The sequence below is a fragment of the Jiella soli genome (genome assembly GCF_020615385.1).
Taxonomy (GTDB): Bacteria; Pseudomonadota; Alphaproteobacteria; order Rhizobiales; family Rhizobiaceae; genus VKMB-3413.
Map to the genome: position 1 here is coordinate 1 of NZ_JAJAVB010000042.1, position 15,710 is coordinate 15,710.

General features: G+C 65.8%; 14 protein-coding genes and 2 pseudogenes. 4 read left to right on the forward strand and 12 right to left on the reverse strand.

The annotated features are described in order from the left end of the window. Positions 1-267: 267 nt before the first annotated feature. The 6 genes from LH400_RS24195 to LH400_RS24220 form a co-directional block, all read right to left on the reverse strand. Positions 268-1,167, reverse strand: coding sequence for an MBL fold metallo-hydrolase (locus LH400_RS24195; protein WP_229156038.1), 900 nt, complete (start codon positions 1,165-1,167; stop codon positions 268-270). 307 nt (positions 1,168-1,474) lie between these two features. Continuing rightward, positions 1,475-2,878, reverse strand: coding sequence for a sensor histidine kinase (locus LH400_RS24200; RefSeq protein WP_229156039.1), 1,404 nt, complete (start codon positions 2,876-2,878; stop codon positions 1,475-1,477). Continuing rightward, a complete protein-coding gene (locus LH400_RS24205) occupies positions 2,865-3,542 on the reverse strand; it encodes a winged helix-turn-helix domain-containing protein (RefSeq protein ID WP_229156040.1) in 678 nt (225 codons plus the stop codon). Before LH400_RS24205 ends, LH400_RS24200 begins: the two co-directional genes overlap by 14 nt. A 159-nt stretch (positions 3,543-3,701) precedes the next feature. Further along, on the reverse strand, positions 3,702-5,135 hold the full coding sequence (locus tag LH400_RS24210) for an ArnT family glycosyltransferase (RefSeq protein WP_229156041.1): 1,434 nt from the start codon (positions 5,133-5,135) through the stop codon (positions 3,702-3,704). A 52-nt stretch (positions 5,136-5,187) separates the two neighbouring features. Beyond that, the gene (locus LH400_RS24215) at positions 5,188-6,282 is read right to left on the reverse strand and encodes a glycosyltransferase (protein WP_255618236.1); all 1,095 of its coding nucleotides are present in this window, start codon (positions 6,280-6,282) and stop codon (positions 5,188-5,190) included. Positions 6,283-6,602: 320 nt separating this feature from the next. After that, positions 6,603-6,920: a hypothetical protein gene (locus LH400_RS24220; protein WP_229156043.1), complete on the reverse strand. Its 318-nt coding sequence runs from the start codon at positions 6,918-6,920 to the stop codon at positions 6,603-6,605. A 460-nt stretch (positions 6,921-7,380) separates the two neighbouring features. Between LH400_RS24220 and LH400_RS24225 the strand changes: the two genes are divergently transcribed. Continuing rightward, positions 7,381-7,659, forward strand: a complete 279-nt coding sequence (locus LH400_RS24225) for a hypothetical protein (protein WP_229156044.1) — start codon at positions 7,381-7,383, stop codon at positions 7,657-7,659. On the opposite strand, the pseudogene LH400_RS24230 reads toward LH400_RS24225, so the two are convergent. The 5 genes and pseudogenes from LH400_RS24230 to LH400_RS24250 form a co-directional block, all read right to left on the reverse strand. Then, positions 7,649-7,759, reverse strand: a pseudogene (locus LH400_RS24230) (MBL fold metallo-hydrolase); the annotation flags it as partial. The gene LH400_RS24225 and the pseudogene LH400_RS24230 sit on opposite strands and share 11 nt — an antisense overlap. Positions 7,760-8,366: 607 nt before the next feature. Beyond that, positions 8,367-9,125: an arylmalonate decarboxylase gene (locus LH400_RS24235; RefSeq protein WP_370638477.1), complete on the reverse strand. Its 759-nt coding sequence runs from the start codon at positions 9,123-9,125 to the stop codon at positions 8,367-8,369. 72 nt (positions 9,126-9,197) lie between these two features. Beyond that, a complete protein-coding gene (locus tag LH400_RS24240; protein WP_229156045.1) occupies positions 9,198-9,716 on the reverse strand; it encodes a MarR family winged helix-turn-helix transcriptional regulator in 519 nt (172 codons plus the stop codon). Beyond that, positions 9,713-10,897, reverse strand: a complete 1,185-nt coding sequence (locus LH400_RS24245; protein WP_229156046.1) for an alpha-hydroxy acid oxidase — start codon at positions 10,895-10,897, stop codon at positions 9,713-9,715. Before LH400_RS24245 ends, LH400_RS24240 begins: the two co-directional genes overlap by 4 nt. Positions 10,898-10,902: 5 nt before the next feature. Beyond that, positions 10,903-12,063, reverse strand: coding sequence for a mandelate racemase/muconate lactonizing enzyme family protein (locus tag LH400_RS24250; RefSeq protein WP_229156047.1), 1,161 nt, complete (start codon positions 12,061-12,063; stop codon positions 10,903-10,905). 141 nt (positions 12,064-12,204) lie between these two features. On the opposite strand from LH400_RS24250, the gene LH400_RS24255 reads away from it, so the two are divergent. The 3 genes from LH400_RS24255 (at position 12,205) to LH400_RS24265 (ending at position 15,305) form a co-directional block, all read left to right on the forward strand. Further along, positions 12,205-13,164: a tripartite tricarboxylate transporter substrate binding protein gene (locus tag LH400_RS24255; RefSeq protein ID WP_229156048.1), complete on the forward strand. Its 960-nt coding sequence runs from the start codon at positions 12,205-12,207 to the stop codon at positions 13,162-13,164. Between the two features lie 129 nt (positions 13,165-13,293). Then, positions 13,294-13,788 (forward strand): tripartite tricarboxylate transporter TctB family protein, encoded by a 495-nt coding sequence (locus tag LH400_RS24260; protein ID WP_229156049.1) that lies wholly within the window; start codon positions 13,294-13,296, stop codon positions 13,786-13,788. Between the two features lie 32 nt (positions 13,789-13,820). Continuing rightward, on the forward strand, positions 13,821-15,305 hold the full coding sequence (locus tag LH400_RS24265; RefSeq protein ID WP_229156050.1) for a tripartite tricarboxylate transporter permease: 1,485 nt from the start codon (positions 13,821-13,823) through the stop codon (positions 15,303-15,305). Between the two features lie 271 nt (positions 15,306-15,576). Here the strand turns inward: LH400_RS24265 and LH400_RS24270 are convergent. Next, positions 15,577-15,710, reverse strand: a pseudogene (locus LH400_RS24270) (4-hydroxybenzoate 3-monooxygenase); the annotation flags it as partial.

Below are 15,710 nucleotides of genomic sequence, written 5' to 3' on the forward strand. Positions count from 1 at the left end.
GGCCGACATCCGCACCGTCGTCGACACGGCGAGGCTCCATCCCGAAACCAGCACCTTCCAGACCATCCTCAAAACCGTCAGCCCCTGACCGCAAAGGACGGTGAACCCAGGGCGTGGGTAATTACGTCCCCAGCCCCTTCCCAAGTCGCTAAGGCAGAGCCGCACTGCGACTGTGAAGAACGCTCACGAACGCGACAAGAAGCGTGCCGCAAAGGCCTGCGCGAGGAGCGTCGGGTCCGATTCTCGCACCTGCAATCGCCGAGAACCTCAGGCCTCGGCAACGAAACGGTAGGTGTTGGCGGAGCGCTCGACGCGGCCAATGCCGCCGGCCGGCAGGTGGAAGCCGACGAAGCGCAGCCGGTCCCCGGCGAGGCGGTCGAGGAGTGCCCCGCGCGTCGCCGCGCCCTTATCCGGATCCTGATCCGCACCCCAGTGCAGGTCCGGCCGAACGAATGAAACGGGGTCGTTGGAGATCGCATCGCCCACGATCATCGCCGCCTCCTCGCCATGCACGACGAAGGCGGTATGGCCGGGCGTATGTCCGGCCGCGGAGACCGCCTCAATGCCTGGAAGTACCTCGTCGCCCGACCGGAAGCGTACGACGCGCTCCTCGATCGCGGCGAACCGCTTGCGGGCACCGGCAACGAAGCTGTGCCGCTCCTCCGGCAAATCCGAAAGTGCCGCCTCGGAGATCCAGTATTCCCACTCAGCTTCGGAGATATGATATCGCGCCTGGGGGAACAATAACTCGTCGAAGTCGTCCAGGACGCCCCAGATGTGGTCCGGGTGGGCGTGCGTGAAGACGACGTCGGTGACGTCGGCGAGATCGATTCCCGCCGCGGCCAGGCTATCCGGCAGCTTGCCCGCCGTCGGCAGGAAATTGGAACCAGACCCCGCATCGAACAGAACAAGCCTGCCATCGCTCCGGTGGAGCGTCACGTTGCAGTCAGGGGCGAGAGATCCGGTATTGGTCTCCAGCTCGAGTCCCACCGCCCGAAGATCGTCCGGCGTCGCTTTCGGAAGAAGGAAGGCCACCGGCAGAACAAGGTGACCATCGCTCAGCGTCTCCAGCAGCGATGGTGCCGCCGCCTGCGTCCGGCGCGTGGTGGCAAGGCTCGCCGCGCCGCAGGCTGCTGCTCCCAGGATGACCTCCCGCCTCGTGATCATGCTGCCCTCCCTCATAACGCCCGCCTTTCATATCACACTTCTTGCATATACCACCTCTTCATGCCGGAACGAACCTTCGCCCGCCAGCCTCGCGAACACGACACTCGTCCTAGCTTTCTGGAGAGCGGTGGCTAGGCGTCGACTGCCAGCGGAGGCACACCCCGGTCGTGCAGGCGCCGGCACCTTCACCGGTCGCATGGCCGCCCTGCCGCCGGTCCGTGGCACCTAATGCCGTATCATCCGATTAGTCTCCGCTCGCGGCTCCGGCGGTCTGGATCAGAAGGGAGCACCAGGGCACACCTCCCTTTCAGCCGCGCCGCGCCTGCGGAAGCGTGAGCCGGACGCGCAGGCCGGGTTCGTTGTCGAGCGCCTCGACGCGGCCGCCATGCAGCTCGACGATCGCGGCGACGAGGGACAGGCCGAGGCCGCTGCCCGGCGTCGAGCGACTTCGATCGAGCCTGTAGAGCCGCTGGAAGATCCGCGTGCGCTCGGCTTCCGGGACGCCGGGGCCATCGTCGGCGATGTCGAGCATCGCTACGCCGTCGCCGCTCCTCCCCGCCACCGCAATCGCTCCCGGAGGCGGCACGTGATTGATCGCATTCTCAAGGAGGTTGGCGAGCGCCTGCGTCAGAAGCTCCTCGTCGCCTTCGATCGGCATGGGCGACAGATCGTGCCAGGTCAGCGAATGGTTCGCATCGGCGGCGACTTCCCCGTAGACGTCGCAGACCTTGCGGGCGACGTCGGCGAGGTCCAGCCGCCTGAACTTCGCCTTCCGAGTTCCCGCCTCGATCTGGGCGATCCGCAGCAATGCGTTGAAGGTCTCGATCGCCATATCGACCTCGACCACGGCATCGTCGATCACCTCTTCATAGACGTCCGGCTCGCGCCTCTGCCGTCGCGCCGTCTCCAGTTTCTGGCGCAATCGCGCCAGCGGCGTCCGCAGGTCGTGAGCGATGTCGGCCGAAACCTGCTTCAGGCTCGAAAGCAATGCCTCGATCCGGCTGAGCATGGCGTTGATGTCGAGGGCCAGCCGGTCCAACTCGTCGCCACGGCCTGAAACCGGCAGCCGGAGATCGAGGCGTCCCTCGACGATCTGCCGCGTCGTCGCAGCGATCTTGTCGACCCGGCGCGTCGGCCCGACGCTGACCAGAAATCCGCCGAGAAGCGCAAGCAGCGTCGTCACCAGGCCGCCCCACAGCATCGCTTTGAGAATGATCTCCTGCGTCTCGTCGAGGACGTGCGCGTTGCGTCCGATCAGGACGTCGTAGCGCCCGATCCGTTCGCCGCGGCCGAGGAAGAGAACCTCTCCGTCGGCATTGCGCGAGGCGGCCAGTCTGAGATCGGTCGACTGTTTCAGGACCGGACCACTCACCACCCAGTCCTGCCATCCGGGCGACCACAGGGACCCGGGCACGTTGCCGATGACGCTCGAATTGGTCTCGCTGTCGCGCATCAGGAAGAAGCGGTCTTCCGAGGCCGATTCCGCAAGATCGTCCATGTGCTGGCGAAGCATGGCCTCGCCGCCGGTCCGATAGGCGTTGCGGAGGCTCTCGAGGTCGTCGGAGATCGACGACCGCAGGATGCTCGCCATCTCCGAGGACGCCGCCAGGTAGGTCGTGCCGAGGATGGCCACGACGGACCCCACGAAGAAGACCGTGTAGATCATCGCGACGCGGAAGGTGATCGAGCGGAACTGCTCAGGCAGAAACATTGAGCACATATCCCGCGCTGCGCACCGTGCGGATCATCTCGGTGGGGAACGGCTTGTCGACTTTTGCCCGCAGGCGGCTCACATGGGTTTCGACGACATTGGTCTTGGGATCGAAGTGAAAGTCCCACACCCGCTCCAGCAGCATCGTGCGGGTCAGCACGCGGCCGCGGTTGCGCATCATGTATTCGAGAAGCCGGAATTCGCGGGGCTGCAGCTCAATGGGCTTGCCGGCACGGCTGACGGTTCGGGCAATCAGGTTCATTTCGAGGTCGCCGACCTTCAGCACGGTCTCTTCCTTGCGGCCCGGTGCCCGGCGGCCGAGGGCATGGATCCGCGCGAGGAGTTCGGAGAAGGCGAAGGGCTTGACGAGATAGTCGTCGCCTCCCGCCTCCAAGCCCTCGACCCGATCGTCGATGCCGCTCACCGAGGTGAGGAAGATCACCGGCGTGTCCTTGCCCCCGGACCGCAGAGCTCGGACCACCGACAGGCCGTCGAGGCCGGGAAGCATCCGGTCGATCACCATCACGTCGTATTCGCGGGTGCAGGCAAGTTCGAGCCCTGTCGGGCCGGAGACTGCGTGATCGAGGTCGTGGCCGTCTTCGGAGAGGCCGCCGGCCACGTAGTCCGCCGTCGACCGGTCGTCCTCGATCAACAGGATCTTCATCGCCTCACCTTTCGTCTGGGATTGCCTGTAGGAGCCGCTGCGGTCGTTCTTGGGATCTGGACGGGGCGGTTTGCCGCCGCGTCGGGTACCTCCGGATCGCGCTCCAACGTGCGGAACAATCGCAGCGGCCGTCCTTCCCGAAGATGCTTAGGACCGTGATCATCGCAGCGTACAGCCTTTCGACAGGATGTCTTCCGCCGGCCCCGCCGGGCGGTAGACCTTGTAGCGCTCGGCGACGCGGGAACCGGCGGTGCGGGCGACCCAGCCAAGCGGCTCGACGGACTGAAAGCAACCGGCGAAGCGGGAGGTCTCGGGATCGCGTCCCCGCAGGACGAGGAGTGCAGGCTGCCGCGCGAGCGCCGGATTTGGCCGCTCGAAGGAATAGCGGTCCCGGTCGATCACTTCCTGCACATGATCCGGGTCTTCGGCGTGAAGGGCGAGTTCGCCGGTCAGTCCGTAATCCACCGTGGCGATCCAGCCGCCGCTGCTGTCTTCCCGCATATCGTCGAGCGTGCGGGTCAGGCCGTCCCACCCGGCGACCTGGTCCAGCGGGGTGCGGAACGGCAGACCGGCCGGCCCTGCGACCGCGACATAGCCGAGGCCCACGACCTGGAGCCCCAAACCGACCGGCAGCACCCAGCGGGCCAGCCCGCGCAGGCGCCCTCCGTTCGTGGGGTTGCCGGCGGCCATGGCCGCCAGGATCGCAAGGGCCGGATAGATCGGCGCCGGCCAATTCCCCTGGACCCGGTCGTGGAAGGCATGCACCAGCATGTAGAGAGCGAGCGGAGCCGAAAGGACCATGAGGAAGCCGGCCGGCGAGATCCCGCCGAGGACGTCCGTTCGCCGCAGACGGAAGACGGCGAGGCCGGCGAAGATCGCAACGAGCGGATTGAGGAGCGCGAACTGACCCCCGACGAATTCGCCGAGATAGCGAAGCGTCAGATGACCGTCGGTGATGCGGCCGAACTGCTTGGCGAAGGACACCCAGTCGTGCTGCGCGTTCCAGATGATCACCGGCAGGAAGACCGCAAGCGCGATCACGCCGCCGAGATAGGGCCACGGCGAGCGGAGCCAGCCTCGCGCCTTCGGATCGGCGAAGACCCAGAGGACGATGCCGAGGCCGAGGAAGAGGTTCGAGTATTTCGCCACGCAGCCGAGCCCGGCGACGGCGCCGATACCGAGCCACCATGCCCCCACTGCGGTCCGGCGCAGCCTCGCCAGCCCCCAGACCGCGAGAGACCAGAACATCACCGATGGCGCGTCCGGCGTTGCCAGAAGCATGGCACCGGCGATGAGAAACGTGGCGTTCGTCCACAGCGCCGCCATCGCGGCGATCCGGCGGTCGAGCCGCAGATCCCGGCAGATCCCGTACACGGCGGCCGAGACGACGAGACCGGAGAAGACGGGCACGACCCGGATCCCGATGCTGGTCGCTCCCAGCAGAGCCGTGCCTGCGCGGATCCACCAGGCGATCATCGGCGGGTGGTCGTAATAGCCGGTCGAGAGGGAGCGCGACCAGAGCCAGTAATAGGCCTCGTCCGGCACCACATCGACGAGACCCGCCACGCACAGGCGGAAGAGGACGAGCGCCAAAACAACGGCCGCGGCAAAGGCCAGATCGGGCTCCGCGAGCGCGAAGTTCGCGCTAGCTGGCGCGCCAGGTGATGGCCGGGTTCGTGACATAGTTCCACACCGCTCCCAAGGCCGCTCCTGCGAGGCCCACGCTGCAGAGACCGCAGAAGGCGGCAAGGCCGGTGAGAAATCGCCAGCCGCGCCGGCGCCGGTCGCGGAAGGTGAAGGCGTTGTTCAGCGTGTAGTTGAATACCATGGCGGTCGTCATCGCGGCCGCCTGTCCGCCGAGGAAGGGAATGCCGGACACGATCGCCATGCGCAGGATGGTCAGGTGAACTGCGACACCGGCCGATCCGACGAGGCCGAAGCCGAGGAGACGCGGCGATATCACCCCGCCGGACAGCTTGGCGACGAGGAGGCCGAGATAGTCGAGGACGACGTTGCCGTCGAGCTTGCTCTCGCCGGCGAGACGCGGCCGGAACGCGTATGGGACTTCGCGCACCCGCAGCGGTTCTGGCGACGACGCGACGATGTCGAAGAGGATCTTGAAGCCGTGCTCGGAGAGTTTCGGCGCGAGGGACTCCACGATCTCGCGGCGGATCATGAAGAAGCCGCTCATTGGATCACTGAGCGGCGTCTTCATGATGAGACCGGCGATCCTCGTCGCCAGAAGACTTCCCCAGAGGCGCCCGGTGGTCAGCCCCCCGGACGCGTCGGCGGAGCCGCCGGCGTAGCGGCTGGCCACGACGAGATCCGCCTCGTCCGCTTCGAGAACCGCAAAGATGGCCGGAAGCAGCGTTTCGTCATGCTGCAGGTCCGCATCCATGACCGCAACGATCGGCGCCGAGCTCGAGAGGATGCCTTCGATGCAGGCGCCGGCAAGGCCGCGCCGATGGAGGCGGCGGATGCAGCGGACCCGGCGATCGCGCCGAGCCACCTGACGCAGCACCTCGCGCGTTCCGTCGCCGGAATCGTCGTCGACGAAGACGGCTTCCCAGTCGATCCCGTCGAGAGCCAGGTGCAACCGCTCGACCAGCGCCAGGACGTTGGCGCGTTCGTTGAGTGTCGGCACCACGACCGTCAGGCTGGCGCCGTAGTCCGGCCCTTGCGAGGGAGCGACCGGCGGGGTCGCCTTACTGGCCACGTCCGCACGCTGATCCAGAGCCATTGGATTTGCGGCCACTGCCGAAAGAGGCCGTGCATGGCTCCCAGGCTTCGCTCCAAAACAGGAAATCCTCACGGAGCACCGTCCCCGATGGATGTTGAACCGCGAATGAGACCCTTCGGTCGGACGCCACTCATGCCTCGACGGGCAATCCGGCGATCGGCCACCGCTGGGATCCTCCCGAGTCCGGCCTAGCGCCGGAAACCTGTCCGATCGCTTTCGGCCGCACGCTTACCGCCCTCGCAGACGTATCTGCGCCGGGCGCAGACAGCCCGGCGCAGTCTTTTCGAACCGGCAAATGGCCGGTCTGGAGGTTTCCAGCCTCATCCACAGACGGGACCCGAGGCGATCGCGAGATCGAGCTGCGCAGCCTTTTCGCTGGCGAGGTTGCCGTCGCCGGGAACGAGCGTGCCGCCTTCGCGGGCCATCGAGCCGGCCTTGGGGAAATGCGCATAATGCTGCTCGACGCTCTCGCAGCGGCGCTGGTTCGTCGGTGCCTCGTCGCTGTACCCGTAAGTCGACGGCGAAGACTGCATCGTGGTGATGTGACCGTAAGCGCCGGCGAATGCCGGAGCCGACGCCAGACCGAGAATGGCGCCTGCAGCGAGGAAGGGGGCCACTGTCTTCTTGAAGCTGTACATGATCATCTCCTTTTTCCGGAGCGGCCTTTCCGCTCGCCAGTAAAGATAAGACCCGTACATTGCCGTTTCCGGGCCGGCAGGTTGTGGTTTCGCAATGTTCGTATGAGGGCCGGCAGAACGCCGGCCGATAGACTGTTCGGCAACGGAAATTCGCCCTTTCGCAAGGGGAATCGCCCGGGATGGCAGACGCACCGAGGCGCTGCCAGGCCAAGTTCCAAATGCCGGCGGAGCTCTCGGTCGGTTGCGCCTCCGTGTCGAACATGGCCCGAAGGAAGACGGGCTGTGCAAGAGGAGAGCGGAGGAGTAGTCGGGCCATTCCGTCGCCTTGGAGAGCTATTCCGAAACCTGCGGGCGCGGGAGGATCGAGACTCCTAGCGCCAGCGGCGCGGCGGCCGGTGGATTCAGTTGCCGATACGATGCGCCGGCGGCGGGGCCTACATGGGAATGGACGACGAAACGCATGGGCGGACCGGCGAGTCATTATTCTGAGTTCGGCGCGCCGTTTCCGCTTCTGAAGCTCTTCGTCTTCCTGCTCCTGCCGATGCTGGTTCTCGCCGGCCTCGGTCTGGTCGCCATGATGGCGTCCGGCGTGTCGGCCGGGGCGGAGGCTCTCTTCTCGCGCTCGCAGACGGCCCTCGTCGGCACGATGCTGCCGACCCACTCGAACGGCGACTTCATCGAGGCGCCCGGCCCTACGGTCCTCGCCGACCTGCGCAGCGAACTTTCCGGACTTGGCTGAAGTCGGGTGTTTCCCAGAACTTGATCTCGGCGGCGGCCAACTGGATCCGCAGGTCCGGGCTCAGACGCTCCTTCACCCCGTCCACGAGGAGCCCGCCCACATCCGTCGGCGTTGCTGCCGCCTTTGACTTGGTGTCGATATCGCGGTCGCGAACGAAAAATTCGGGCGTTGCAATGACGAGAAGTTCAGCTCCGATCGCGGCTCGCCGCCGACGTTTCAGCCCCGCTTTCTCGGTCGCCGCAAGCAAGCAGTCTCCAACATTGAAGGGCGATATATGCTGCCCGTGCATGCCTTCTGCGCGGACACCGCCTGCAAGGACGAGAGCCCGGCGGCCCGGTCACAATGCTCGAGATCGTGTCCACCCGATCGCAATCCATGTTTTGTTCTAGATCCAGCATCGGCTGCGTTTCGGATCGGTTCGTATCTCGCGCAGATAAAATTCGGAATCAGGACGCTCCAAAGGGTCCTGATCCATCTCTCTCAGAAGTCGGAAAGTCGGAAAAAGAATCTGATCGAGGTCATTCTCGCCGACGAGCCCAACGAAAATCGCTTAGTAAGTCTAGATGCTTTTTTTCTGACGCTTCCTCCCAACTGGTCCGCCGGCTATGAACCGCGATCCTCGGAGGGGTAACGTCCTTCAATGAGGTGCAATTTCGAAGGCGGCCATTGTCGATCTGCGCCATCCTGTAGAGCAGCGAAGAGTGCGCCTACCCTATCTCAAAGAGCCTCCCGAACCCGTGGCGGCTTGCGTGCATGCCGGCCAGTCGCGCCAAGTCCCAGACGCCAGCGGTCGCACTGGTCACCACAGGGAGAGGTTGTTCCGCCTCGAGCGCCGCGACCGTCTCGATCGTCTGCAGCCCGCCGCAGGAAATCAGCAACGCATCGGCTGGCGCCGCGGCCGCCAGAACGCGTCGCCCCGCCTCGACCAGCGCTCCCGTCGAGACACCCGCGACATCCTGCACTGCCCTGATCCGGAGCGAATGCAGCGCCTGGACGGCGAAGCCGGACTCCTGCAGGAACGTCCGCAGGAGTTCGTTCACATCGTCCTCGTAGGCCGTGAGGACAGCGAGGCGCCGGGCGGAGACCGCCTCCAACGCGCGCACGATCGCGCTGCTCATGGTCGAGGCCGGGCATCCTGACCGTTCCGCTACGATCTCTGCGAGGCGACTGTTGAACGCCGCGCCGCGATAGAAGCTGAGCGACGTTCCCATCACGCCTACGACGCAAGCACCGCTTCGTCCCAGCCTCTTGGCGGCGTCCCCGATTATCTCCGTAACGCGAGCGTAATCTGCAGGAGACATCTCGCGTAGTCCGAGGCCAACCGCCCGGAATGCGAGACCAGGATAGACAGCGCGGGCTTCCGGCGGAACCTCTCCCGCGGCAGGCGGGACGATCATCCCGATCGGTCGAACTGCGTTTGGGTCCGGATCAATGCGGCGCAGCGTCTCTGCCGTTGGAATACGCATAATTCAGGCTCTCCCATCTTCCGGTTGTCTGAAAGCTGCGACGTCGCCAATACCTATTACGAAGCGCGGCCGCTATCCTTTGCGCGCCCTCTCAAGTCCGCCGACGATATCCTTCAGGACACCGAGGAACGGCCCCTTCCGTTCCGGACCGACGATCGCATCGAGGACTGCCATGTGTTCGGCAGCGGTTGCGGAGATTCGCTCGAAGAGTTCAGCGCCGGCGGGCGTGATGTAGCTGGCATAGACGCGGCGATCTTCCTCGAGGCGGATCCTGTCGATGAGCCCCTCGTCCTCCATCTGCCGCAGTCCGATCGTCACGCTCGATTTGTCACGCCCGCTCGACCGGCCGAGTTCCACCTGCGTGATGCCCGGATTGGCAGAGATCAACGACAGAAGCGCGAAATTTCCCGGCTTCAATGAGTCAGGCCCCAGTCGCTGCGTGAAGTCCGAGAAGCACGCTTCATAGGCGAGCCGGAGGTAGAACCCGACGAAATCATCCAGTTGGCCGAGGTCCACGTCCTCCGACCGAGATCGAGACGCCCCCGCGCCGAGCTTTTCCGCTACGTTGATCTCGTTGATCTCGCTGCTCATCGCTTCGTCATGATTCCCTGCTCGCCGAAAGACGTATGCCGCTCTTCGCTTCCGCGCATGGTCAGTTCCTGCAACGTTCGACATCCCATCTGCGCCATCGCATCGAGAAGTTCCATCCGAAGCAGGTGGAAAAGATCGCTTGCGCCGGTCCTGCCCCGCGCCGCAACCGCATAGAGGAACGGCCGGCCCATCAGGACGTAGTCCGCACCGGCTACCAGCGCCTTAACTATATCCTCGCCGCTACGCACGCCGCCGTCGAGCAGGAGCGGGAACCCGTCAGGCACAGCTTGTCGGATGGCCGGCAGAACCTGAAGCGTTGCGGGCGCGCTGTCCAATTGCCGGCCACCGTGGTTGGAGACCGCGACGGCGTCGGCGCCCTCGCTTGCGGCTCTGGCAGCGTCCGAAGGTGCGAGAAGCCCCTTGACGATCAGCTTGCCCTTCCAGGCCCGACGGATTTCGGTGAGCAGGCGCCAGTCCAGCCGGCCGGACGACTGCGCCGCCTGGAATTCCGCCAAGGATGCCGCGCTGGACGACGCACCGGCATACCGCTCCAGATTTGCGAAGCGCGGCGGCCCGTTGTGCGCCGCCGCCATCGACCAGGCGGGATGGGTCACCAAATCCCAAACGAAGGCCGGCGTATACCGCAGCGGGAGAGCAAAGCGATTGCGCAGATCCCGCCGCCGACGCCCAGGTCGAGGCACGTCGACCGTGACGATCAGCGTGTCGTAGCCGGCATCGGCCGCCCGCGCGAGGAGGTCGTCGACGATCTCCTGCGACCGGCCGACATAGAGTTGGAACCACGCCGACGTCGGCGCGGCCCGCCGCAGCGATTCGAGCGTCGCCGTCGCCGGAGTGGACGCGGCATACGGCGCGCCGGCGGCTTGCGCGGCCTCGGCCAAGATCCGGTCCATGCCCGGCCAGGCGAGACCGGCAAGGCCGATCGGCGCAACGCCGAACGGCATTGCCCATTCGCGCCCGAGCAGTTCGGCCGTCGTCGACAGGTCGCCGTCGACGTCCACCAGGGCCCGCGGACGAAGGACCGCGTCTTCGAATGCCGCTCTGTTGCGGCGTAGACCAGCCTCGCTTCCCGCCGCGCCATCGATGAAGTCGAAGGCGAAACGCGGCAGGCGGCGCCGCGCCTCCTGCCGCAAATCATCGACCGAAATCAGGTGGCGCGTCATCCGCGTCAGCCCTTCCCGACGCCGCGCGAGCCGCCGCGCGCGGCGAAGTCCCGAAGGGCGTCCGGTCGCGCGACGAAGCCGAGGCCTGGCGTCTCGGGAAGCGCAAGGGTCGATCCCCTGCGCTCCGGCAGATCGGAATAGAGCGCCTTGCACATTTCGACGGAGATGAGGTGCCATTCGACCAGACCGCCATGTGCGAGGCCCGCATGAAGATGCATGTTGTGGAAGGGAAAGGCCCCCCCATTCGCCATCTCCACATTTCGGGCCTGGGCCAGAGCGGCAACCTTGGACGCCGCGGTGAAGCCGCCGCAGATCACCGCGTTCGGCTGGATCACATCGACGGCCCCGCTGTCGATGAGCGTCGCGAAGCGGGAGAGGTGCCCCTCGTTCTGTCCGGCCGCAAGGCGCATGCCGGTTTGCCGGCGCAGATCCTGCAGCCGACCCGCGTCATTGTCGCGTACGGGCTCCTCGAAGAAGCTGATGTCGAATTCCGCGAGCCGGTCGCAGAGAGTGCGGGCGGAGGACGCATCGAGGCTGCAGTTGGCGTCGACATAGAGTTCGCAATCTTCTCCGATCGCCTCTCGCACCACACGCACGCGCTCCACATCCTCGCGCAGGATCGACCGGATGTCGGCGCCCTCGTTACGGCGCTGCAGGCCGTGATGGCCGACCACCATCTTGAACCGGGTCACGCCGTCGGTCTTCAGATGGCGCGCCGCCTCCCCAAGCTGGTCGCGGTCGAGCGACCCGAAGCCGAAGGTGACATAGAGCGGAACCTCGCTGCGCGCGCCGCCGAGCAGCCGCCAGCAGGGCTGGCCCGTCACCTTGCCGAGAATGTCCCACAGGGCGAGGTCGACGGCCGACGCGACGTGGCTGGCGTAACCGGTCTGTCCCCGCGGGGTCATCAACCAGTAGAGCCGCTCAGCGATCCGTTCGCGGTCGAGCGCATTCATGCCGAGAAGGTTCGGCGCCACGAGATCCCGAACGATCCCGACGATCACCTCCTCGTCGGTGATCGCCGTGAATCCGTGGCCGACGGCACCGTCGGCCGTCGTAATCTCGACGACGGCGCAGGACAGGGCGGTCTTCGACTGCAGCGGGCCGAAGGTCAGATCGACCGGGATGTAGGCCGGATAGGCCGTGATGGCGTCGATGTTAAGATTCAAGCCGGTGCTCCCTGACACGGTCGACTTCCCGTCGACAGATTCCTCTATCTCGAGATAGTTGACATGTAGATGATTTGTAAAGCAGGCTATCGGCGCCGGTCGACGCCCTGGAGGGGGCTCGTCGTGCCAAGGGAGGATTTCATGAAGACAATCGCAGCGGCTCTCATTGCGGCCGTCACCGGCCTGTCGGCGGCCACGATGCCGGCCTGGGCGCAATTTCCGGAAAAGCCGATCAAGATCGTCGTGCCGTTCAGCGCCGGCGGCGGCAGCGACGGCCTGGCACGCGCCGTCCAGGCGGCGATCGAGAAGCATGACATCCTGCCGGTGCCTGTCGTCGTGGTGAATGCAGACGGCGCGGCCGGCACGGTCGGCACCCGCCAGGTCCTGCAAGCGGAGCCGGACGGCTACACCATCCTGCAGATCCATCAGGAGATGTTCGCCGCGTCCGCGATCGGACGGGTCGAATACAAGCCGTCGGATCTCGAACCGATCGTCCAGGCGAGCCAGTCCTGCACGTTCCTGGCAGTCCCGAAGGACTCGCAGTTCAACTCGCTGAAGGATCTGCTCGATTACTCCAAGGCGCACCCTGGCAAGCTGAAGCAGGCGGACGATATCGGCAGCGCCACGCATTTTCCCTCGGCGCAGCTGATGTCGCAGGCGGGAACGCAGTGGACGATCGTGCCGACGGGCGGCACGTCGAAGCGGTTCGCGGCGCTCAAGGGCGGCTTTGCCGACATGGCGCTGATGTCGGCACCCTGGCTCACCCGCGGCAAGGACGACCTGAAGCCGCTGGCTGCCTTCGGCTCCCAACGCTTCGCCGAAGCCCCGGATCTGCCGACGGCCCAGGAGCTCGGCTACGATGTCGACGCTTGCCTGAAGCGGCGCTACTGGGCGCCGAAGGGGACACCGGAGGACCGGATCAAGATGCTGGCCGACGCGATCGCCGCGGCGGTGGAGACCGAGGAAGTGCGGGGCTACCTCGATAACAACGGCGAGCAGCCGACGGTCCTGGAAGGCGCCGCGCTCAAGGAAGCGATCCAGAAGGACTACCAGTCCTATGTCGATGTCGTGGATGTGGTGAAGAAGACGTCCGGCCGCTGATCCCACGGGACCATAGCGAGAGCGGAACCGCGTTAGGCGGCGATTTCGCTCTCTCCACTGTTCGCGCATGATCGTGAGGCAGATCCCGCCATTCCAGGTCGTGCCTCAGCGAAGACCGGAGACCATCCGATGCAGCGTTCTTCGTCTAAGATCGGCGCTGAACTGATCTTTCTCCTGATCGTAGCCCTGGTGGCTGCGATCAGCCTCTATGGTGGAGCCGCCCTGCCCTCTCCGGTCTTCGAGCGGATCGGCAGCGGGGCTTTTCCGTTCGCCCTCGGCATCGCGACGCTGGCGCTGGTCGCGGTCAAGGCTGCGATCCTCGTTATTGGGGTGCGGCAACGGCGCTTTGGCGAGAAGCCGGGCGGCTCCGATGGGCCGGTGCTGCAATGGCAGCGGCACGGACGTGCTCTGGCGATGCTCGTCCTCACCGCCGCCTATCTCTGGATCCTGTCACAATCGCTGGTGGATTTCCGCGTTTCGACATCGGCGTACCTGTTCCTCAGCTTCTGCCTGCTCGGCGGCCGGCTTTCGATCCGGAAGGTCCTGGTGATGCTCGCCGCTTCCGTGGTGCTGGCAGTCGCCATGGACTTCGTGTTCCGACACCTTTTCTACGTCGATCTCTGAGATCATCTTCATCATCGGGCAAGGATCGGTCGATGCTTGACGTCTACCTGCACGTCTTCACCAGCGGGCTTCTGTGGATCTTCATCGGAACGGCGGTCGGCATCTTCATCGGGTCGATCCCGGGCCTTTCCGGCGCCATAGTCATCTCGCTGTCGCTGCCGATGACCTACTTCATGGACGGTGGCGACGCCCTGCTGCTGCTCATCTCCATGTATGTCGGAGCGACGACGGGCGGCCTGATCAGCGCCACGCTGATGCGGATGCCGGGAACGGAAGCCGCGATCATGACGACGCTCGACGGCTATCCGATGGCGGTTCGCGGCGAACCGGCCCGCGCGCTCGGCCTCGGTGTCCTCGCCTCGTTCTTCGGCGGGATGGTGGCCTGGGCGATCCTGGCGGTGCTGTCGCCGCCGCTTTCGCTGGTCGCGGTGCGCTTCGGGCCCTACGAGATATTCGCCATGGCGGTCGTCGCGCTCAGCCTGATCGCCTCGGTCTCGCGCGGCAGTCTGCTCAGCGGCCTCCTGTCCGCCGCGCTGGGCGCGATGGTCTCGTTGCCGGGGATCGATCCGATCTCGGGAGCGCTGCGCCTGACCTTCGGCATGCACAGCGTCGATACCGGCTTCACGCTTTTGCCGGTGATCCTCGGCGCTCTCGTTCTCAGCCAGGTGCTGCTGGACTGCGAGACGCTGGACCAGCGAGCCGTGCGCCAGGGTGGAACGGCCTGGGTCTCCCTGAAGCTGCGCGACCTGACGGGCTACATCGGCACCTATATCCGCTCCTCGCTCATCGGGACGTGGATCGGCATCCTTCCCGGCGTCGGCGGCACGACGGCCTCGATCGCCGCCTATTCCGTCGCCAAGGCGCTGTCGCGGACGCCCGAACGCTTCGGCCACGGCGCGGAGGAAGGCGTGATCGCGGCGGAAACGGCCAACAATGCCGGAACCGTCGGAGCGCTGGTGCCGCTGATCACGCTCGGTATTCCCGGCTCAGTGATCACCGCGGTCCTGCTCGGCGCGATGGTGATCCACAACCTCAATCCGGGGCCGCTGCTCTTCGCGCAGAACCCGAAGATCGCCTATACGGTCATCGCTGGCGCGCTGGCGTCGAACTTCGCCATGCTGGCGATTATGTGGGTGGCGACGCCGGTGCTCGCCAAGCTGATGTACGTCAACAAGGCCTATCTCCTGCCGCCGATCGTCGTCTTCTGCTTCATCGGTGCGTTTTCCGTCTCCAGCCGGTTCTTCGACGTCGGCGTCATGCTCGCCTTCGCCGTGCTCGGCTACCTCATGCAGAAGGCGAAGATCCCGACCGGTCCCTTCATCATCGCCTATATCCTGACGCCGATGGCCGAACAAAACCTGCGATCGGGCCTGGTGGTCTATGACGGCAGCTTCCTGCCGCTCCTCACGCGGCCGATCTGCCTCGTCTTCCTCGTGATCGCCGTCGCCTCGATCGTCTGGGCGCTCTGGGGAGAGTTGACGGCGGCGAAGGCGGCAAGGGCCAAGGCAGCGAGGTGAGCCATCGAAAGCGCGGGCCGGCCGGCACATCCGCGATCCGGCTGGGCCGTCGCTGCCGTCGCGGCCGAGCTTTGCGGCTGGCATCGTGCTAGACGAGGCGGGACGAGCCCGCCCGTGACGACGCTGCCTGACCGAGGGCCCACCAGCTACAGCCGCCCGCCAGGAGGAGGCCGGCGGCTCGCGTCCGGCCGGCGGGCTTGTCTGCAGGACGACCTCCGGCTTTCGCCGCGGGGAGCCCAGCCTCCGGAAGGTCGGCCGGCTTTTATCGCCGTCAGAACGGCAGGCCGACATAATTCTCGGCGAGCGCGGTCTGGGCGGCGGTCGAACTTGCCAGGAAGTCGAACTCGGCCTCCTGGATGCGGCGGCCGAAGCTGCCGTCCCCTTCGAAATTGTGGATCATCGAGG